This window comes from Kitasatospora sp. NPDC058243, from assembly GCF_042882025.1.
Taxonomy (GTDB): Bacteria; Actinomycetota; Actinomycetes; order Streptomycetales; family Streptomycetaceae; genus Kitasatospora.
The window spans coordinates 1-19,813 of sequence record NZ_JBHVWW010000019.1 but is presented as its reverse complement, the minus strand read 5'-3'; the positions used below and the strand labels follow the sequence as shown (position 1 = coordinate 19,813).

Here is a 19,813-nt window from a genome sequence, read left to right as displayed (position 1 = left end):
GGAACCGTCATGACCGACCTCCTGCACCGCCTGCGCGATGCCGTCGCCGCCCACCCCGAGCGCACCGCCGTCCTCGCCGGAACGGCCCGCCTGGACTTCGCCGAACTCGACCTGCGCACCGCCGCGCTGGCCCGCGCCCTGCGCGCCCACGGCGTCGGCCGCGGCGACCGGGTCGGCGTCCACCTCGCCCGCACCGCCGACCTGCCGGTCGCCCTGCTCGCCGTCTGGCGGGCCGGCGCCGCCTACGTCCCGCTCGACCCGGCCTACCCCGCCGAGCGGCTGGCCTTCATGGCCGCCGACGCGCGGCTCGCGGCCCTGATCAGTGCGGACGGCCTCCCGGCGGCCCAGGGCGTGCCGGTCCTGCGCCCGGACGCCGCCGGGCCGGACACCGCCGCCGGGCCGGACACCGTCGAAGGCCTTGAGCTGCCGGAGGCGGCCGACCCGCTCGACCCCGCCTACGCCATCTACACCTCCGGCTCCACCGGGCTCCCCAAGGGCGTCGAGGTGCCGCGCGGCGCCGTCGCCGCCCTGGTGGAGGCACTGGAGGCCACCGGCGCCTACCGCGCCGAGCCCGGGGTGGTCGGCTGGAACGCCAGCGTCTCCTTCGACGCCTCCGTCCAGCAGTGGGCCCGGATCTGCCGCGGCGACACCGTCCTGGTCATCGGCGACGAAGACCGCGCCGACCCGGCCCGGGTGGCCGCCCTGCTGGCCGAGCACGCCGTCACCGACCTCGACCTGACCCCCTCGCACTGGGAGCTGCTGCGCGAGCCGCTCACCGGCGCCCGGGTGCCGCGGCTGTTCATGGGCGGCGAGCCCGTCCCCGAGCACACCTGGCGGGAGCTCGCCGACGGCGGCATCGACGCGCTCAACCTGTACGGGCCCACCGAATGCACCGTCGACGCCGTCACCGCGCCGATCAGCGGCCCCGGGCCGCACCTGGGCGAGCCGCTGCCCGGCGTGCGCCTCCACCTGCTGGACGAGAAGCTCGCCCCGGTCGCCGACGGCGTCGTCGGCGAGCTGTACCTCGCCGGGCCCGGGCTCGCCCACGGCTACCCGGGCCGCCCCGGGCTGACCGCCGGACGCTTCGTCGCCGACCCGACCGCCCCCGGCGAGAGGATGTACCGCACCGGCGACCAGGCCCGGCGCGGCGAGGGCGGCCGGCTGGAGTACGCCGGCCGGGTGGACCGCCAGGTCAAGCTGCGCGGCTACCGGATCGAGCTCGGCGAGGTCGAGCACGCGCTGGCCCGGCTGGAGGGCGTCCAGGCCGCCGCCGTCACCGTCCACGAGCCCGCCCCCGGCGACCGCCGGCTCATCGGCTACGTCACCGGCGCCGCCACCGCCGCCGAACTGACCGAGCGCCTGCGGGCCACCCTGCCCGCACACCTGGTGCCCTCGGCGATCACCGTGCTGGACGCCATGCCGCTCACCCCGAACGGCAAGGTCGACCACGCGGCCCTGCCCGCCCCCGCGGCGCAGCCCGCCCCCGCGGCCGAGGAGACGCCCGCCGAGGGCGCCGACGGGCTGGCGGAGCAGGTCGCCGAGGTCTGGCGCACCGTGCTCGGCCTGACCGGCGTCACGCCCACCGACGACTTTTTCTCGCTCGGCGGCCACTCGCTCGCCGCGCTGCGCGTCGTCCACCTGCTGCGCCGCCGGCTCGGCATCGAGCTCCAGCTGCGCCACCTGCTGGACTCGGCCGACCTGGCCGCCTTCACCGCCACCGTCGGGAAGGCCGTCGAGGCCGGCACCGCCGCCCCCCGGCCCGCCCTGACCGCCCGCTCCCGGGTGAGCGGCGCATGACCACCGCCGCGCGGGTGCGCCCCCGCGTCGAGGGGGACTGGCTGCTCGTCCCCGCGCCCCAACCGCACCGCCCGTTCCGGCTGTTCTGCTTCCCGCACGCCGGGGGAGACGCCACCGCCTACACCCCGCTCGCCCGCGCCCTCGCCCCGACCGCCGAGGTCTGGGCCGTGCGCCCGCCCGCCCGCGGCGGCCGCCTCGGCCACCCGATGCCCGCGAGCTTCGACCTGCTGGTCGACGCCGTCGTGGACGCCCTCACCCCGCACCTGACGGGCCGGTTCGGCTTCTACGGGCAGAGCTTCGGCGCCCTGCTCGGCTACGAGGTCGCCCGGGCGCTGCCCGCCGAGCGGCGGCCCGAACTGGTGGTCGCCGCCTCCGCCTCGCCGCCCGCCACCTGGGCCGGCCGGGACCGCCCGCAGCACACCGCCGACGACCTGCTGCGCCTCGCCGGCATGGGCGAACTCATCGAGGGCGACCAGGAGTTGAAGGAGCACGCGCTCCAGGGCATCCGTACCGACCTGGCCGTGGTCGCCACCTACCGCCCCCGCCCGCACCCGCCGATCGGCTCCGACCTGCACACCGTCGCCGGCGCCGACGACCCGATGCTCGCCTCCGCCGGACTCCAGGGCTGGGCCGTCCACACCCGCGGCGCCAGCGGCCACCACGTCGTCCCCGGCGGCCACCTGCTCGCCACCGTCGACGGGCCCGGCCCGGTCGACCTGCTGACCTCCCTCATCGAGCGACCGGGCCCGGGCCACCGGGCCGGCGCCGCCGCCGACCAGTCCACGACGGAGTAGCCATGCTGACCACCACCCCGGTCGACCTCACCGACCCGGACCTGTGGGCCCGCCCCGACACCCCCGCCCTGGTCGCGGAGCTGCGCCGGGAGGCCTCCGTCCACCGCACCGACACCGTCGACGACGGGCCGATCTGGTCGGTGCTCTCCTACCGGCACTCCGCGGAGGTGCTGCGCAACGCCACGCTCTACAGCTCCGAGCAGGGCTCGCTGCTCGGCGCCGGCGAAGGCAACGTCCCGGTCGGATCCGGCCGGATGATGGCCCTCACCGACCCGCCCCGGCACCGCGAACTCCGCGCGCCCGCCAACCCGTTCTTCGCCCCCGGCCCGGTGCGCGGAGCATCCCGCGGCATCACCGAACTCGCCGCCTCGATCGTCGACCGGGCCGTCGAGCTGGGCGAGGTCGACCTCGTCGACGCCGTCTCCGCCCTGCCGCTGTCCGTCATGTGCGACCTCCTGGACGTCCCCGAGAAGGACCGCGAGATGGTCGAGCGGGTCTGCGACGTCGCCTTCCTCGGCCGCACCCCCGAGGAGCGCCGGGCCGGCCACCAGCAGCTCATCCCCTACCTGCTGCACCAGGTGATGCTGCGCCGCACCGACCCGCGCGACGACCTGATCAGCAAGATGGCCACCTACCGGGTCGGCGGCAAGCTGCTGCCGATCGAGGACGTCGTCCTCAACCTGGACAACATCGTGGTCGGCGGCGTCCAGACCGTCCGCCACACCGCGGCCATGGGCCTCCACACCCTCGTCCAACACCCGGAACTGTGGCGGCAGTTGCAGCGGGGCGAGGTCGGCATGGACTCGGCGCTGGACGAACTCCTGCGCTGGACGTCCGTCGGGCTGCACACCCTGCGCACCGCGAGCCGCGACACCGAGCTCGACGGCCGCACCATCCGGCGCGGCGACCGGGTCGCGGTCTGGGTGTGGTCCGCCAACCGCGACCCGGAGGCCTTCGACCGGCCCGAGGAGATCCTGCTCGACCGCGCCCCCAACAAGCACCTCGCCCTCGGCCTCGGCGCCCACTACTGCATCGGCGCGCCGCTGGCCAAGGCCGAACTCGGCGCCCTGTTCACGGCGATGCTGGAGCGCGTCGCCGAGATCGAACCGACCGGGCCGGTCGTCCACAACCGCTCGATCATCAACTTCGGCCTGGACCACTTCCCGGTGCGCCTCACCCCGCGCTGAACCTGCCCGCCGCGGACCGCGCTGAACCTGCCCGCCGCGGACCGCCGACGGGGGCCGAGTCGAACTGCCGCGTTCCTGCCGCGACTCCTGCCGTTGCGCCCCCCGGCCCGCCCCTACCTTCGAAGCAACCCAAGGAGGACACCATGAGCAACCCGTTCGAGGACGACAACGCCGGCTACCTGGTGCTGGTCAACGACGAGAACCAGCACTCGCTGTGGCCGGTCTGGATCGACGTGCCGGCCGGCTGGACCACCGTCCACGGCGAGGACACCCGCCAGGGCTGCCTCGACCACATCGAGGCCAACTGGACCGACATCCGGCCCGCCAGCCTGACCGCCTCCCTCGCCCGGCAGTGAGCGCGACCATGCTGAACTGGGAACTGAACCCCGGCCGCCCGGCCCTCGCCCACGCCCCGCGCACCGCCGACATCGGCGAGGCCGGCGCGTGGCTGCGCGAGAACGAGACCGAGCTCACCGAAGCCCTCCACCGGCACGGCACGATCTTCCTGCGCGGCCTGCCGGTCGCGAGCACCGAGGACGTCGCCGCCGTGCGCGACGTCCTCATCCCCGAGCGCACCCCCTACCGGGAGAAGGCCACCCCGCGCAGCGACTACGGCAACGGCGTCTTCTCCTCCACCGACCTGCCGTCGCCCCAGCCGATCCGGATGCACAACGAGAACAGCTACACCCTCACCTTCCCGGGCCGGCTGCTCTTCGCCTGCCTGACCGCCCCCGAGGAGGGCGGCGCCACCCCGACCGCCGACTGCCGCCAGGTGCTCGACCACCTGCCCGCCCGCCTGGTCGAGCGGATGCGGACGTCCGGCTGGACACTCACCCGCAACTACTCGGACTACGTCTCCCTCGGCTGGCGCACCGCCTTCGCCACCGAGGACCGGGCCGCGGTCGAGGCCTACTGCCGGGAGAACGGCATCACCTGGGAGTGGCTGCCGGACGGCAACCTGCGCACCGGCCAGCTGCGCCCCGGCACCATCCACCACCCGGCGACCGGCGAGGAGGTCTGGTTCAACCACCTCGCCTTCTGGAGCGAGTGGTCGCTCGACCCGGACATCCGCGAGGCGATGACCGACGAGTTCGGCCCGGACGGCTTCCCGTTCAACACCGGCTTCGGGGACGGCGAACCGCTGGAGCGCGCCGACGTCGACGCCCTCAACGAGGCGTACCACGCCGCGACCGTGCGCGAGCGCTGGCAGGTCGGCGACGTGATGCTGGTCGACAACGTGCTGTGCGCGCACGGCCGGGACCCGTACCGCGGCGACCGCAGGATCGCCGTCGCGATGGGGCAGCCCCTGGACGTCCTGGACTGCCGGCCCAGCGTCCGGCCCACCCTGGCCTCCGCCTGACCGTCTGCCCAAGAACACCCCGTGCCGTGACGTGAGTAGAGGAAGCACCGTGATCCCGGTTTCGTACGCACAGCAGCGTCTCTGGCTGATCGACCAGATCGAGGGGCCGACCGCGCTGTACAACCTTCCGTTCGCCCTGCGCCTGCGCGGCGAGCTCGACACCGCCGCGCTGCGCGCCGCGACGGTGGACGTGGTCGCCCGGCACGAGGCCCTGCGTACGGTGTTCCCGGTGGACGGGGGAGTCCCGGTGCAGCAGATCCTGCCGGCCGAGGAGGCGCAGCCGCGCTTCCTGGTCGTGGACTGCACACCGGACGACTACCCCGCCCGCCGGGACGCGGCCTCCGCCGAGACCTTCGAGCTGAGCCGCGAACTGCCCATCCGGGTCACGGTGTTCACTCTCGCTCCGACCGAGCACGTGCTGCTCGTCGTCCTGCACCACATCGCCGGTGACGGCTGGTCGCTCGGCCCGCTGCTGCGCGACCTCGCCACCGCCTACCGGGCCCGGCTCGCCGGCCGCGCCCCCGACTGGGAGCCGCTGCCCGTCCAGTACGCCGACTACGCGCTCTGGCAGCGCGACCTGCTCGGCGACGAGCGGGACCCCGAGAGCCTGCTCGCCCGCCAACTCGACCACTGGCGAACCGCCCTGGCCGGACTCCCGGAGGAACTGGAGCTGCCGACGGACCGCCCCCGACCGCCCACCCCCACCGGCGCCGCCGACTCCGTCGACCTCGCCTGGGGCGCCGACCTGCACACCGCCCTGCTCGGCCTCGCCCGGACGCATCGCACCACCCTGTTCACCGTCCTCCAGGCAGGCCTCGCCGCACTGTTCACCAGGCTCGGCGCCGGCACCGACATCCCGCTCGGCACCGGCCTCGCCGGCCGCGCCGACGAGGCCCTGGACGACCTGGTCGGCTTCTTCGTCAATTCGCTGGTGCTGCGCGCCGACACGTCCGGCGACCCGAGCTTCGCCGAGCTGCTCGGCCGCGTCCGGGAGGCCCAGCTCGACGCCTTCGCCCACCAGGACATCCCCTTCGAGCGCCTCGTCGAGGAGCTCAACCCGACCCGCGCCCTCGGCCGCCACCCGCTGTTCCAGACCCTGCTGGTGCTCCAGAACCACGGACAGCAGGCCGAACTCGACCTGCCCGGGCTGGAGTCCGCGCCCGAGCCGATCGGCCTGCGGGTCGCCAAGTTCGACCTCAACATCGGCATCGCCGAACGCCACGGACCCGACGGTGCCCCCGCCGGGCTCACCGGCTCGATCGAGTACGCCGCCGACCTCTACGACCACGCCACCGTCGCCGCCCTGGCCGCCCGGCTCGGCCTGCTGCTGACCGGTGCCGCCGCCGACCCGCACGCCCCCATCGGCACCCTCGACGTCCTCGCCCCCGAGGAGCGCACCCGCATCCTCACCGAGTGGAACGCCACCGGCGCCCCGGCCCGGCCCGGCACCCTCGCCGAGTCCTTCGAGCGCCAGGCCGACCGCACCCCGCACACCACCGCCCTCGCCCACGACGGCGGCACCCTCGACTACGCCGAACTCGACGCCCGGGCCAACCGCCTCGCCCACCACCTGATCGCCCTCGGCGTCGGCACCGAGACCCCCGTCGCGATGCTGATGGAGCGCTCCGTCGAGGTCGTCGTCGCCACCCTGGCGATCCTCAAGGCCGGCGGCTGCTACGTGCCCATGCACCCCGGCCTGCCGCCCGAGCGGATGACCGACGTGCTCGCCGACACCGGCGCCCCCGTGCTGCTCACCGACCGCGCCGACCCGGGCTTCCCGCACCGGGCCGTGGTGGTCCGTCCCGGCGACGAGGCGGCCGCCCCCGCCCACCGCCCCGGCGTGCCCGTCCACCCGGACCAGCTCGCCTACGCGATGTACACCTCCGGCTCCACCGGCCGCCCCAAGGGCGTCGCCGTCCGCCACCGCGACGTCCTCGACCTCGCCGCCGACCGGCGCTGGCAGGACGGCCGGCACGAGCGGGTCCTGCTGCACTCCCCGCACGCCTTCGACGCCGCCACCTACGAGATCTGGACGCCCCTGCTGGCCGGCGGCACCGTCGTGGTCGCCCCGCCCGGCGCCCTCGACGCCACCTCCCTGCACGCCGTCACCACCCGCCACGGCGTCACCGCCGTCTTCCTCACCAAGGCCCTGTTCGACCTCGTCGCCGAGCAGGCCCCGCAGACCTTCGCCGCCCTGCGGGTCGTCTGCACCGGCGGCGAGGCCGCCTCCGGCACCCTGATGCGGCGCGTCCTGGACGCCTGCCCCGACCTGCTGCTCGCCCACGTCTACGGGCCCACCGAGACCACCACCTTCGCGACCCACCACCCGCTCGTCCACGCCGACCTCGACGGCCCCCGGGTGCCGATCGGCGGCCCGCTCGACGCCATGCGCAGCTACGTCCTCGACGCCCGGCTGTGCCCCGTCCCGCCCGGCGTCCCGGGAGAGCTGTACATCGCCGGTGCCGGCCTGGCCCGCGGCTACCTGAACCGGCCGGCCCTGACCGCCGAACGGTTCGTCGCCTGCCCGTACGCGCCCGGCGAGAGGATGTACCGCACCGGCGACCTGGTGCGGCTGCGCGCCGACGGCGCCGTGGAGTTCCTCGGCCGGATCGACGGACAGGTCAAGCTGCGCGGCTTCCGGATCGAACTCGGCGAGATCGAGGCGACGCTCTCCCGCCACCCCGCCGTGCGCCAGGTCATCGTGATCGCCCGCGAGGACCGCCCCGGCGACACCCGGCTGGTCGCCTACTGCACCGCCGACGCCTCGCTCACCCCGGCCGAGCTGCGCACCTTCGCCGGCACCACGCTGCCCGGCTACATGGTCCCCGCCGCCGTCGTCCTCCTCGACGCCCTGCCGCTCAACGCCAACGGCAAGGTCGACCGCCGGGCCCTGCCCGCCCCGGACGTCGCCGCCGACGGCACCGGCCGCGAGCCCCGCGACGAGCGCGAACGGGCGCTGTGCGAGCTCTTCGGCGACCTGCTCGGCATCGACGACATCACCATCGACGACGACTTCTTCGCGCTCGGCGGGCACTCGCTGCTCGCCACCCGCCTCACCGGGCGGGCCCGCGCCGAACTCGGCATCGAACTCGCCATCGGCGACCTCTTCCAGGCCCCCACCGTCGCCGGGCTCACCGACCGGCTCGCCGACCGCGCGGCCGACGCGCCCGCCCCGGCCCGCCCGGCGCTGCGGCCCGGCCCCCGGCCCGACCGGGTGCCGCTCTCCTTCGCCCAGCGCCGCCTCTGGTTCCTCGCCCAGGCGGACGGCCCCGCCAGCACCTACAACGTGACCCTCGCCCTGCGGCTGCGCGGCCCGCTCGACCCCGCCGTCCTCGCGGACGCCCTCGGCGACACCGTCCGGCGGCACGAGGCCCTGCGCACCGTCTTCGGCGAACAGGACGGCGTCCCGTACCAGCACGTCCTCGACGGGCCGACCGCCCCGCTGCTCACCACCACCGACCGGCCGGTGGACGAACTCGCCCGCCACACCTTCGACCTGGCCGCCGACCTGCCCCTGCACGCCTACCTGCGGCCCGAGGGCCCGGACGAGCACGTCCTGGTCCTCGTCCTGCACCACATCGCCGGGGACGGCGCCTCGCTGGGCCCGCTCTACCGCGACCTCACCGACGCCTACCGGGCCCGGCTCGCCGGCCGCACCCCCGGCTGGGAGCCGCTGCCCGTCCAGTACGCCGACCACGCGCTCTGGCAGCACGCCCTGCTCGGCGACGAGGACGACCCGCAGAGCCTGGCCGCCCGCCAACTCGCCCACTGGCGCGACGCACTGGCCGGCCTGCCGGAGGAGCTGCCGCTGCCGCTCGACCGGCCCCGGCCCCCGGTCGCCAGCCACCGCGGGACCGTCCTCCCGCTGGAGCTCGACGCCGAACTGCACGCACGCCTCGGCGCCCTCGCCGTCGAGCACGGCGCCACGCTGTTCATGGTCCTCCAGGCCGCCTACGCCACCCTGCTGCACCGCTTCGGCGCCGGCACCGACCTGCCGATCGGCACCCCGGTGGCCGGCCGCCTCGACGAGGCCGTCACCGACCTGGTCGGCTACTTCGCCAACACCCTGGTGCTGCGCACCGACGTCTCCGGCCGCCCCAGCTTCGCCGAACTGCTGCACCGCGTCCGCGACACCGACGTGGCGGCGTACGAGCACCAGGACACGCCGTTCGAGTCGCTGGTCGAGGAGCTGAACCCGGCCCGGTCACTGGCCCGACACCCCCTGTTCCAGGTGATGCTGGCCTTCGCCGGCACCCCCGAGGACGGGCCGGACCTGCCCGGCGTCACCGTGACCGAGGAGCCGGTCGACTTCGGCACCGCGACCTTCGACCTCACCCTCAGCCTGGTCGAGCGGCTCGCCGCCGACGGCTCCCCGGCCGGGCTGAGCGGCGGCCTGGAGTACGCGACCGACCTGTTCGACCGGGAGACGGTCCGGCGGCTCGCCACCGCCCTGGAGCTGATCCTGCGCCAGGCGGTCGAGGACCCCGAGCGCCCGGTCGCCGCCCTGGAGGTGCTCGGCGAGGCCGAGCGGGACGCTCTCGCCGCATGGAACGACACGGCGCTGCCGGACGCGGGCGCGCCCTACCTGACGGTGTTCGAGGAGCAGGCCGCGCGCACCCCCGGGGCCGTCGCCCTGGTCTGCGGCCCCCAGTCGCTGACCTTCGCGGAGCTGAACGCCCGGGCCAACCGGCTGGCCCGCGCCCTCGCCGACGAGGGCGCCGGGCCGGACACCGTGGTCGCCCTCGCCGTGCCGCGCTCGGTGGAGTCGGTGGTCGCCACGCTGGCGACACTGAAGGCCGGCGCGGCCTTCCTGCCCCTGGACCCGGAGTACCCGGCGGAGCGGATCGCCCACATGCTGGCCGACTCCGCCCCGGCGGTCGTGCTCACCGACCACCGCTGGCCGCTCGCCGAGTCGCTGGACGGACGCACCGTGCTGCCCGTCGACGACGAGCTGTGGGCCTTCCACGACGACCACGACCTGCCCGGCACCGCCCACCCGGGGCACGCCGCCTACGTCATCTACACCTCCGGCTCCACCGGCAGGCCCAAGGGCGTCGTGGTCTCCCGCGGCAACTTCGCCAATCTGCTGGCCTTCCACCGCGCCGAGGTCGGGGCCGCCGTCGAGCGAGCCCGGCCGGGCCGCCGGCTGACGGTCGCGCTCACCGCCTCGCTGTCCTTCGACGCCTCCCTGGAGGGCTTCCTCTGGCTCGCGGCCGGGCACGAGCTGCACCTGATCGGCGACGACGTGCGCCGCGACGCCGCCGCGCTGGTGCGCCACGCCGAGCGCACCGGGATCGACGTCCTCGACCTCACTCCCACCTACGCGGACCAGCTGATCGAGGAGGGACTGCTCACCCGCTGCCCGCCGGCCCTGCTGCTGCTCGGCGGCGAGGCCACCGGCCAGGCCCTGTGGACCACCCTGCGGGACGCCCCGGACCTGATCGCGTACAACCTGTACGGCCCGACCGAGTGCACCGTCGACGCCCTGTACCACCGCCTCGCCGACAGCGAGCGCCCGCTGATCGGCCGCCCCCTCGGCAACCTCCGCGCCTACGTGCTGGACTCCCGGTTGAACCCGGTGCCGGCGGGGGTGCCCGGTGAGCTGTACCTGGCGGGGGCGGGTCTGGCCCGGGGGTACCTGAACCGGCCGGAGCTGACCGCCGAGCGGTTCGTGGCCTGCCCGTTCGAGCCCGGGGAGAGGATGTACCGCACCGGCGACCTGGTGCGCCGCCGCCCGGACGGCGACCTGGACTACCTGGGCCGCACCGACCAGCAGGTCAAGATCCGCGGCTTCCGGATCGAACTCGGCGAGATCGAGACCGCGCTGACCTCGCAGCCCGGGGTGCTCCAGGCCGCGGTGCTGCCGTACGAGCAGGGCCCGGGCGGGGCCCGGCTGGTCGCCTACCTGGTCGGCCCGGCCGCGTCGGACCCGGCCGAGCTGCGCGCTGCCGTCGCGGCCGAACTGCCCGCCCACATGGTGCCGGCCGCCTTCGTGGGGCTGGAGGCGCTGCCGCTCAACGCCAACGGCAAGCTGGACCGCTCCGCGCTCCCGGCGCCGGACTTCGCGGAGTTCGCGGGTGGCCGGGCGGCGCGGACGGCGGAGGAGGAGATCCTCTGCGGCCTGTTCGCCGAGGTCCTCGGTGTCGAACGGGTGGGCGCCGACGACGACTTCTTCGCGCTCGGTGGTCATTCCCTGCTGGCGACGCGGCTGTTGAGCCGGGTGCGGTCGGTGCTGGGGGTGGAGCTGGGGGTGCGGGATGTGTTCGAGGCGCCGACGGTGGCGGGGCTCGCGGCCCGTTCGGGCGCGGCGGCCGGCCGGCCGGTGCTGTCGGGGGGCGTCGAGCGTCCGGAGCGGGTGCCGCTGTCGTTCGCGCAGCAGCGGCTGTGGCTGATCGACCGGATGGAGGGCCCCAGCGCGCTCTACAACGTGCCGGTCGCGCTGCGGCTGGGCGGTGAGCTGGATGTGGCGGCGCTGGAGGCGGCGCTGGGTGATGTGGTGGCGCGGCACGAGAGCCTGCGCACGCTCGTGGCCGAGGCGGACGGCGAGCCGTACCAGCGGATCCTGCCGCCCGAGGAGGCCCGGGTCACCGTCGAACGCCGGGACTGCCCGGCCGACGCGCTGGCCGACGCCGTGGACGAGGAGTCCCGCCGCCCCTTCGACCTGGCGGCCGAACCCCCCTTCCGCGCGACCCTGCTGAGGACGGCCGAGGAGAGCCACGTGCTGCTCCTGGTGCTGCACCACATCGTCAGCGACGGCTGGTCGATGGGTCCGCTGCTGCGGGATCTGTCGACGGCGTACGCGGTGCGGTCCGGTGGCGAGGTGCCGGTGGTGGAGCCGCTGCCGGTGCAGTACGCGGACTACGCGCTCTGGCAGCGCCGACTGCTGGGGGAGGAGTCGGACGAGAACGGCCTGCTGTCACGTCAACTCGACTACTGGCGCGAGATCTTGACCGATCTCCCGGAGGAGTTGGCGTTGCCGGTGGATCGTGCGCGTGGTGTGGTGGCGTCGCATCGGGGCGACCGGGTGGTGCTGCCGTTGGGTGTGGAGTTGCATCGTGGGTTGGTGGGGTTGTCGCGTGCGCATCGGGTGACGTTGTTCATGACGGTGCAGGCGGCGTTGGCGGCGTTGTTGACCCGGTTGGGTGCGGGGACGGATGTGCCGATCGGTACGGTGGTGGCCGGTCGTTCGGATGAGGCGTTGGACGAGTTGGTCGGGTTCTTCGTCAACACGCTGGTGCTGCGTACCGATACGGCGGGTGACCCGAGTTTCGCGGAGTTGTTGGGTCGGGTGCGGGAGTCGGATCTGGGGGCGTTCGGGCACCAGGATGTGCCGTTCGAGCGTCTGGTGGAGGAGCTGAACCCGGCGCGGTCGCTGGCCCGCCACCCCCTCTTCCAGGTGATGCTGGTCCTGCAGAGCAATGAGCAAGCCGAACTGGAGCTGCCCGGACTGCACGTCGAGACTCTGCCGGCCGGGACCGGGGTCGCCAAGTTCGACCTCAACGTGATCATGGAGGAGGTCTTCGGCCCGGACGGCGAACCTGCCGGGATCGACTGCGCGATCGACTTCGCGACGGATCTGTTCGACCGGGAGACGGTGGAGTCGCTGGCGGTGTGGTTCGGGCGGTTGCTGCGGGCGGTGGTGGAGCGTCCGGAACTGCCGGTGGGCCGGGTGGAGTTGTTGGCGGCGGAGGAGCGGGCCGGGCTGGTGGGTGGCGGGTTCACGTCGCTGCCGTCGCGGGTGCCGCTGGTGCCGGCGGTGTTCGAGGCGCAGGTCGCGCGGACTCCGGAGGCGGTGGCGCTGGTGTGCGGCGCCCAGACGTTGACGTTCGCCGAGTTGAATGTGCGGGCGAATCGGCTGGCGCATCGGCTGATCGCTGCGGGCGTGGGGCCGGAGTCGGGTGTGGCGTTGGCGCTGCCGCGCTCGGTGGAGTCGGTGGTGGGGTTGCTGGCGGTGCTGAAGGCCGGCGGGGTGTACCTCCCGCTGGACGCCGAGTACCCCGCCGACCGCACCGCCGACACCCTGGCGGACTCCCGTCCGTCGCTGGTACTGACCGACCCGCGGTGGCCGCTGTCCGAGGTCCTGGCGGGCCTGCGGATGCTGGACGTCACCGAGGACGGCCCCGGCCCCGAGAGCGATCCGGCCCCCCGCGTCACCGCGCAGGACGCGGCGTATGTGATTCACACGTCGGGTTCGACGGGTCGTCCGAAGGGCGTGGTGGTGTCGCACGGGAGCCTGGCCGCTCTGCTGGCGGCGCATCGTGTCGGTGTGATGGCGGGTCGGGTGCGGTCGCGGGTGGCGTTGACGGCGTCGTTGTGCTTCGACGCTTCCTGGGACGGCCTTCTCTGGCTGGTGGCCGGGCATGAGCTGCATCTGGTCGGTGATGAGGTGCGCCGGGACGCGGCAGCGCTGGTGTGCCATGTCCGCGAGCGCGGTATCGGGGTGCTGGAGGTGACGCCGTCCTTCGCCGAGCAGTTGGTGGAGGAGGGGTTGTTGGCCGAGTCGGCGCCGGAGCTGTTGCTGCTCGGTGGTGAGGCGGTGGGCCAGGCCCTGTGGACCATCCTGCGGGAGGCGTCGGCGACGGAGGCGTACAACCTGTACGGCCCGACGGAGGCGACGGTGGACACGCTCGTCCACCCGCTGGCCGCCACGGAGCAGCCGGTGCTGGGCCGTACGGTCGCCGGGACGCAGGCCTATGTGCTGGACGAGTGGTTGAACCCGGTGCCGGCGGGGGTGGCGGGGGAGTTGTACCTCGCAGGGGCGGGTCTGGCCCGGGGGTATCTGAACCGGCCGGGGCTGACCGCGGAGCGGTTCGTGGCCTGCCCGTTCGCGTCCGCTGGGCCCCTCCGGCCCGATGGCGGGCAAGGAGGGAGGATGTACCGTACGGGCGACCTGGTGCGCCGTTCGCGGGACGGTGAGTTGGAGTACCTGGGCCGCACCGACCAGCAGGTCAAGATCCGCGGCTTCCGGATCGAACTCGGCGAGATCGAACAGGTGCTGGTCCGCCACGAAGCCGTCCGCCAGGCGGTCGTCACCACCCGGGAGAGCGACGACGGCGACCGCCGGCTGGTGGCCTACTGCGCGGTGACCGAGCAGATCCCTGGGATCGCCCTCGACCTGCGGGAGTTCGTCGCCCGGGCACTGCCCGGCTACATGGTGCCGGCCGCCGTCGTCCCGCTCACCGCCCTGCCGCTCACCGGCAGCGGAAAGGTGGACCACCGGGCCCTGCCGGCGCCGGACTTCGCGGAGTTCGCGGGTGGCCGGGCGGCGCGGACGGCGGCGGAGGAGATCCTCTGCGGGCTGTTCGCCGAGGTCCTGGGGATCGCCGGGGTCGGCATCGACGACGACTTCTTCGCGCTCGGTGGTCATTCCCTGCTGGCGACGCGGTTGTTGAGCCGGGTGCGGTCGGTGCTGGGGGTGGAGCTGGGGGTGCGGGATGTGTTCGAGGCGCCGACGGTGGCGGGGCTCGCGGCCCGTTCGGGTGCCGGGGTCGGTCGTCTGGTGCTGTCGGGAGGTGTCGAGCGTCCGGAGCGGGTGCCGTTGTCGTTCGCGCAGCAACGGTTGTGGCTGATCGACCGGATGGAGGGCCCGAGCGGGCTCTACAACCTCCCCGTGCTGCTCCGCTTGGGCGGTGAGCTGGATGTGGCGGCGCTGGAGGCGGCGCTGGGTGATGTGGTGGCGCGGCACGAGAGTCTGCGCACGCTCGTGGCCGAGGTGGACGGCGAGCCGTACCAGCGGATCCTGCCGCCCGAGGAGGCCCGGGTCACCGTCGAGGTCCTGCCCGTGGGCACCGACCCCGAGAGCTGCGTCGACCGGCCGTTCGACCTGTCCGCCGACCTGCCCATGCGCGTCCAGGTGATTCCGGGCGGGTCCGACGGAGACCTGCTGGTGCTGGTGCTGCACCACATCGCCGGTGACGGCTGGTCGATGGGTCCGTTGCTGCGGGATCTGTCGACGGCGTACGCGGTCCGGTCCGGGGGCGGGGTGCCGGTGGTGGAACCGCTGCCGGTGCAGTACGCGGACTACGCGCTCTGGCAGCGCGGACTGCTGGGGGAGGAATCGGATTCCGGGAGTGTGCTTTCACGTCAGTTGGATTACTGGCGCGGGGTGTTGGACGGCCTTCCGGAGGAGTTGGCGTTGCCGGTGGATCGTGCGCGTGGTGTGGTGGCGTCGCATCGGGGCGACCGGGTGGTGCTGCCGCTGGGTGTGGAGCTGCATCGTGGGTTGGTGGGGTTGTCGCGTGCGCATCGGGTGACGTTGTTCATGACGGTGCAGGCGGCGTTGGCGGCGTTGTTGACCCGGTTGGGTGCGGGGACGGATGTGCCGATCGGCACGGTGGTGGCCGGTCGTTCGGATGAGGCGTTGGACGAGTTGGTCGGGTTCTTCGTCAACACGCTGGTGCTGCGCACCGATACGGCGGGTGACCCGAGTTTCGCGGAGTTGTTGGGTCGGGTGCGGGAGTCGGATCTGGGGGCGTTCGGGCACCAGGATGTGCCGTTCGAGCGTCTGGTGGAGGAGCTGAATCCGGCGCGGTCGTTGGCCCGCCACCCCCTCTTCCAGGTGATGCTGCTGCTGGAAGGCGACCGGACGGCCTCGGCGCCGCTCACCCTCGGCGCCCTGCCCGCCACCGTGCAGTCGACGGCCGGATCGGTGGCCAAGTTCGATCTGAGCATCGGCATGGGCGAGACCTTCGACGCGGACGGCGAGCCCGCCGGCCTGGAATGCGCGATCGATTTCGCGACGGATCTGTTCGACCGGGAGACGGTGGAGTCGCTGGCGGTGCGGTTCGGGCGGTTGCTGCGGGCGGTGGTGGAGAGTCCGGAACTGCCGGTGGGCCGGGTGGAGTTGTTGGCGGCGGAGGAGCGGGCCGGGCTGGTGGGGGGCGGGTTCACGTCGCTGCCGTCGGGGGTGTCGCTGGTGCCGGAGGTGTTCGAGGCGCAGGTCGCGCGGACTCCGGAGGCGGTGGCGCTGGTCGTCGGCTCGGAGCGCCTCACGTTCGCGGAGTTGAATGTGCGGGCGAATCGGCTGGCGCATCGGTTGATCGCTGCGGGGGTGGGGCCGGAGTCGGGTGTGGCGTTGGCGCTGCCGCGTTCGGTGGAGTCGGTGGTGGGATTGCTGGCGGTGCTGAAGGCCGGCGGGGTGTACCTCCCGCTGGACGCCGAGTACCCCGCCGACCGCATCGCCCGTACGCTCGCCGACGCGCAGCCCGTCCTCGCCGTGACCGACGATCGCTGGCCGCACCCGGAGTTGCTGGCCGGGCTGACCGTGGTGGAGGCCGGTGACGTGGCCGGTCCGGAGTCGGAACCGGTCGCGCGGGCTTCGGCCGGGGACGCGGCGTATGTGATTCACACGTCGGGTTCGACGGGTCGTCCGAAGGGCGTGGTGGTGTCGCACGGGAGCCTGGCCGCTCTGCTGGCGGCGCATCGCACCGGTGTGATGGCGGGTCGGGTGCGGTCGCGGGTGGCGTTGACGGCGTCGTTGTGCTTCGACGCTTCCTGGGACGGCCTGTTGTGGCTGGTGGCTGGGCATGAGCTGCACCTGGTCGGTGATGAGGTGCGCCGGGACGCGGCAGCGCTGGTGCGCCATGTCGGGGAGCGCGGTATCGGGGTGCTGGAGGTGACGCCGTCCTTCGCCGAGCAGCTGGTGGAGGAGGGGTTGTTGGCCGAGTCGGCGCCGGAGCTGTTGCTGCTCGGTGGTGAGGCGGTGGGCCAGGCCCTGTGGTCGCGGTTGCGGGAAGCTCCGGCGACGGAGGCGTACAACCTGTACGGCCCGACGGAGGCGACGGTGGACACGCTCGTCCACCCGCTGGCCGCGACGGAGCAGCCGGTGCTGGGCCGTACGGTCGCCGGGACGCAGGCCTATGTGCTGGACGAGTGGTTGAACCCGGTGCCGGCGGGGGTGGCGGGGGAGTTGTACCTGGCGGGGGCGGGTCTGGCCCGGGGGTATCTGAACCGGCCGGGGCTGACCGCGGAGCGGTTCGTGGCCTGCCCGTTCGTGTCCGGGGAGAGGATGTACCGCACCGGCGACCTGGTGCGCCGTTCGCGGGACGGTGAGTTGGAGTACCTGGGCCGCACCGACCAGCAGGTCAAGATCCGGGGCTTCCGGATCGAACTCGGCGAGATCGAACAGGTCCTGAGGCGGCACCCCCGGGTGTCGGCGGCCGTCGTCCGCCCGGTCGAGGACCGGGCAGCGGGCACTCGTCTGGTCGCCTACGTGGTGGCCGACGGCCGGCTGGACCAGGCAGGTCTGCGGGCCTTCGCGGGCGGGTTCCTGCCCGGCTACATGGTGCCGGCCGTCGTCGTCCCGCTCGACGCGCTGCCGCTCACCGGCAGCGGCAAGCTCGACCACCGGGCCCTGCCCGCCCCGGACTTCGCCGAACTCGCCGGGGGCCGCGCGCCGCGCACCGAACAGGAGCGGGTCCTCTGCGGGCTGTTCGCCGAGGTCCTGGGGATCGCCGGGGTCGGCATCGACGACGACTTCTTCGCGCTCGGCGGTCACTCCCTGCTCGCGATGAAGCTGCTCGCCCGGATCCGCGCCACCCTCGGCGCCGACCTCGGGATGCGCGCGCTGTTCGAGGCCCCGACCGTCGCCGGACTGGCCGGCCGGCTCGGTGCCGGGCCAGCTGCCGACGCCCTGGACGTGCTGCTGCCGCTGCGCACCGGTGGCGGCCTGGCCCCGCTGTTCTGCGTCCACCCGGCCGCCGGCATCAGCTGGGTCTACTCCGGCCTGCTGCCGCACCTCGGCGCCGACCGGCCGGTCTACGGTCTGCAGGCCCGCGGCCTGCGCGGGGAGGCACCGGCGAGCGTCACCGAGATCGCCGAGGACTACGTGCGGCAGATCCGGGCGGTGTGGCCGTCCGGCCCCTACCACCTGCTCGGCTGGTCCTTCGGGGCGGTGGTCGCGCAGGAGATGGCCGTCCGGCTCCAGGCCGAGGGCGCACCGGTCGGTGTGCTCGCCCTGCTCGACGGCGCACCGGTCACCGGCCACGGTCCGGCGGCCGCCGACGGGCCGGAGGAGGACGAACCCGTCGACACCCTGGCCGAGTTGCTGCTGTCACTGGGCTACGACCCGGAGGCCGGGCGCGGCCAGGCCGAGCTGGCCGCCGTCCTGGGGGAGGCCGCCGCCGAGCTGCCCGGCATGTTCGAGCGGCACCGCAAACTCATGGCCGAGCACGTGCCCGGCCGCTACCGGGGCGACGCCGTCTTCTTCGGCGCGACCCTCGACAAGCCCGCCGACTGGCCCTACGAGCGGTCCTGGCGGCCGTACCTGGACGGCCGGATCGAGCCCCACCGCCTCGCCTGCGCGCACGGCGAGCTGACCCGTCCGGAACCCCTCGCACGGATCGCCTCCGTGCTCGCCGAGAAGCTTGGAGAGTGACCCGCGATGTCCGTCACCACCCCCGCCATGGCTCCGCCGGAGCCGTCCCGCAGCCGCTGGGGGCTGTGGGCCCAGGCCGACTTCCGTCGGCTCTGGATCGGTGAGACCACCAGCGGTCTCGGTACGGCGGTCGGCAACGTGGCGCTGGCCCTGGTGGCCGTCGTCACCCTGCACGCCAGCCCGCTCGCGGTCGGCCTGCTGACCGCCTCGGCCTGGCTGCCCTGGCTCTTCCTCGGGCTGCCGGCCGGTGCCTGGGTGGACCGCTGGCCCAAGCTGCGGGTGATGCTGGTCTGCGACCTGCTGCTGCTCGTCCTGTTCGTCAGCGTGCCGGTGGCCGGCTGGCTCGGCGTTCTGACCATGGCCCAACTGGTGCTGGTGGCCCTGCTGACCGGCGGGGTGAAGGTGTTCTTCTCCACCGCGTACGGGGCGGTGCTCCCGTCGCTGGTGGCCAAGGAGGACGTGCTGGAGGCGAACGTCAAGCTGCGTTCCGGGGAGTCGGCGGTGGAGATCGCCGGTCCCGGTGCGGCCGGCCTGCTGTCGCAGGTCTTCGGCGCGACCAGCGGCCTGCTCGCCGACGCGGTGAGCTACCTCGTCTCGGCGGTCTGCGTGGCCCGGATCACCGTGGTGGAGCAGCCTCCGCCGCCGTCGCAGCGGCGGGGCATCCTGAAGGAGATCGGCGAGGGCGTGGGCTTCCTGGCCCGCGACCCGTACCTGCGGACGCTGGCCTGCTTCGGGGCGGTCGGCAACCTCGGGCTGAACGGCATCCAGGCCGTCCAGACGGTCTTCCTGGTGCGCAGCGTCGGCATCGGATCCGGCGAGGTGGGCCTGGTGTTCGCGGTGGTGAGCATCGGCGGGCTGGCCGGCGCGGCGGTGGCCGGGCGGCTGGCCCGGCGGCTGGGCAGCGCCCGCGGGCTGCTGCTGTGCGAGCTGGTGGTCGCGCCCTTCATCTTCCTGCTGCCGATGGCCGGCGACCAGCTGCCGCTCGCGGTCAGCGCGCTCGCGTGGTCGGTGGCCGTCTGCGGCGTCGTGGCCGGGAACGTGCTGGCCGGCAGTTTCTACCAGTCCTACTGCCCGCCCGCGATGATCGGGCGGATCAGGGCCAGCGCCTCGACCGTCAACTACAGCGCGATCCCCCTCGGCGCCCTGCTCGGCGGCTGGCTCGGCGAGGTGCTGGGCCCGCGCACCACGATCTGGATCATGGCGGGCGTGCTGCTGTCCGCAGGCGCCGTGCTGCTGGCGAGCCCGCTGCGCGGAATGCGCGACTTCCCGGCGCGCCCCGAACACGGCGACCACCGCGCCG

Annotated in this window: 7 protein-coding genes; all 7 read left to right on the top strand. The window is 74.1% G+C overall.

What is annotated here, in order from left to right; all coding sequences use genetic code 11:
- The first annotated feature begins 9 nt into the window (after positions 1-9).
- Entirely contained in the window at positions 10-1,797 is a 1,788-nt protein-coding gene (locus ACFVX9_RS15340) for a non-ribosomal peptide synthetase (protein ID WP_387981976.1), read from the top strand.
- Positions 1,794-2,591, top strand: a complete 798-nt coding sequence (locus ACFVX9_RS15335) for a thioesterase II family protein (RefSeq protein WP_387981975.1) — start codon at positions 1,794-1,796, stop codon at positions 2,589-2,591. The genes ACFVX9_RS15340 and ACFVX9_RS15335 overlap by 4 nt, the downstream gene beginning before the upstream one ends.
- A gap of 2 nt (positions 2,592-2,593) precedes the next feature.
- Positions 2,594-3,778: a cytochrome P450 gene (locus ACFVX9_RS15330; RefSeq protein WP_363370834.1), complete on the top strand. Its 1,185-nt coding sequence runs from the start codon at positions 2,594-2,596 to the stop codon at positions 3,776-3,778.
- 143 nt (positions 3,779-3,921) lie between these two features.
- Positions 3,922-4,134, top strand: coding sequence for an MbtH family protein (locus ACFVX9_RS15325; RefSeq protein WP_063350320.1), 213 nt, complete (start codon positions 3,922-3,924; stop codon positions 4,132-4,134).
- An 8-nt stretch (positions 4,135-4,142) separates the two neighbouring features.
- Entirely contained in the window at positions 4,143-5,138 is a 996-nt protein-coding gene (locus ACFVX9_RS15320) for a TauD/TfdA family dioxygenase (RefSeq protein ID WP_380483971.1), read from the top strand.
- Positions 5,139-5,187: 49 nt separating this feature from the next.
- Entirely contained in the window at positions 5,188-18,513 is a 13,326-nt protein-coding gene (locus ACFVX9_RS15315) for an amino acid adenylation domain-containing protein (protein WP_387981973.1), read from the top strand.
- A 6-nt stretch (positions 18,514-18,519) separates the two neighbouring features.
- The coding region (locus tag ACFVX9_RS15310) for an MFS transporter (protein ID WP_387981971.1) at positions 18,520-19,813 on the top strand (1,294 nt) is incomplete at its 3' end.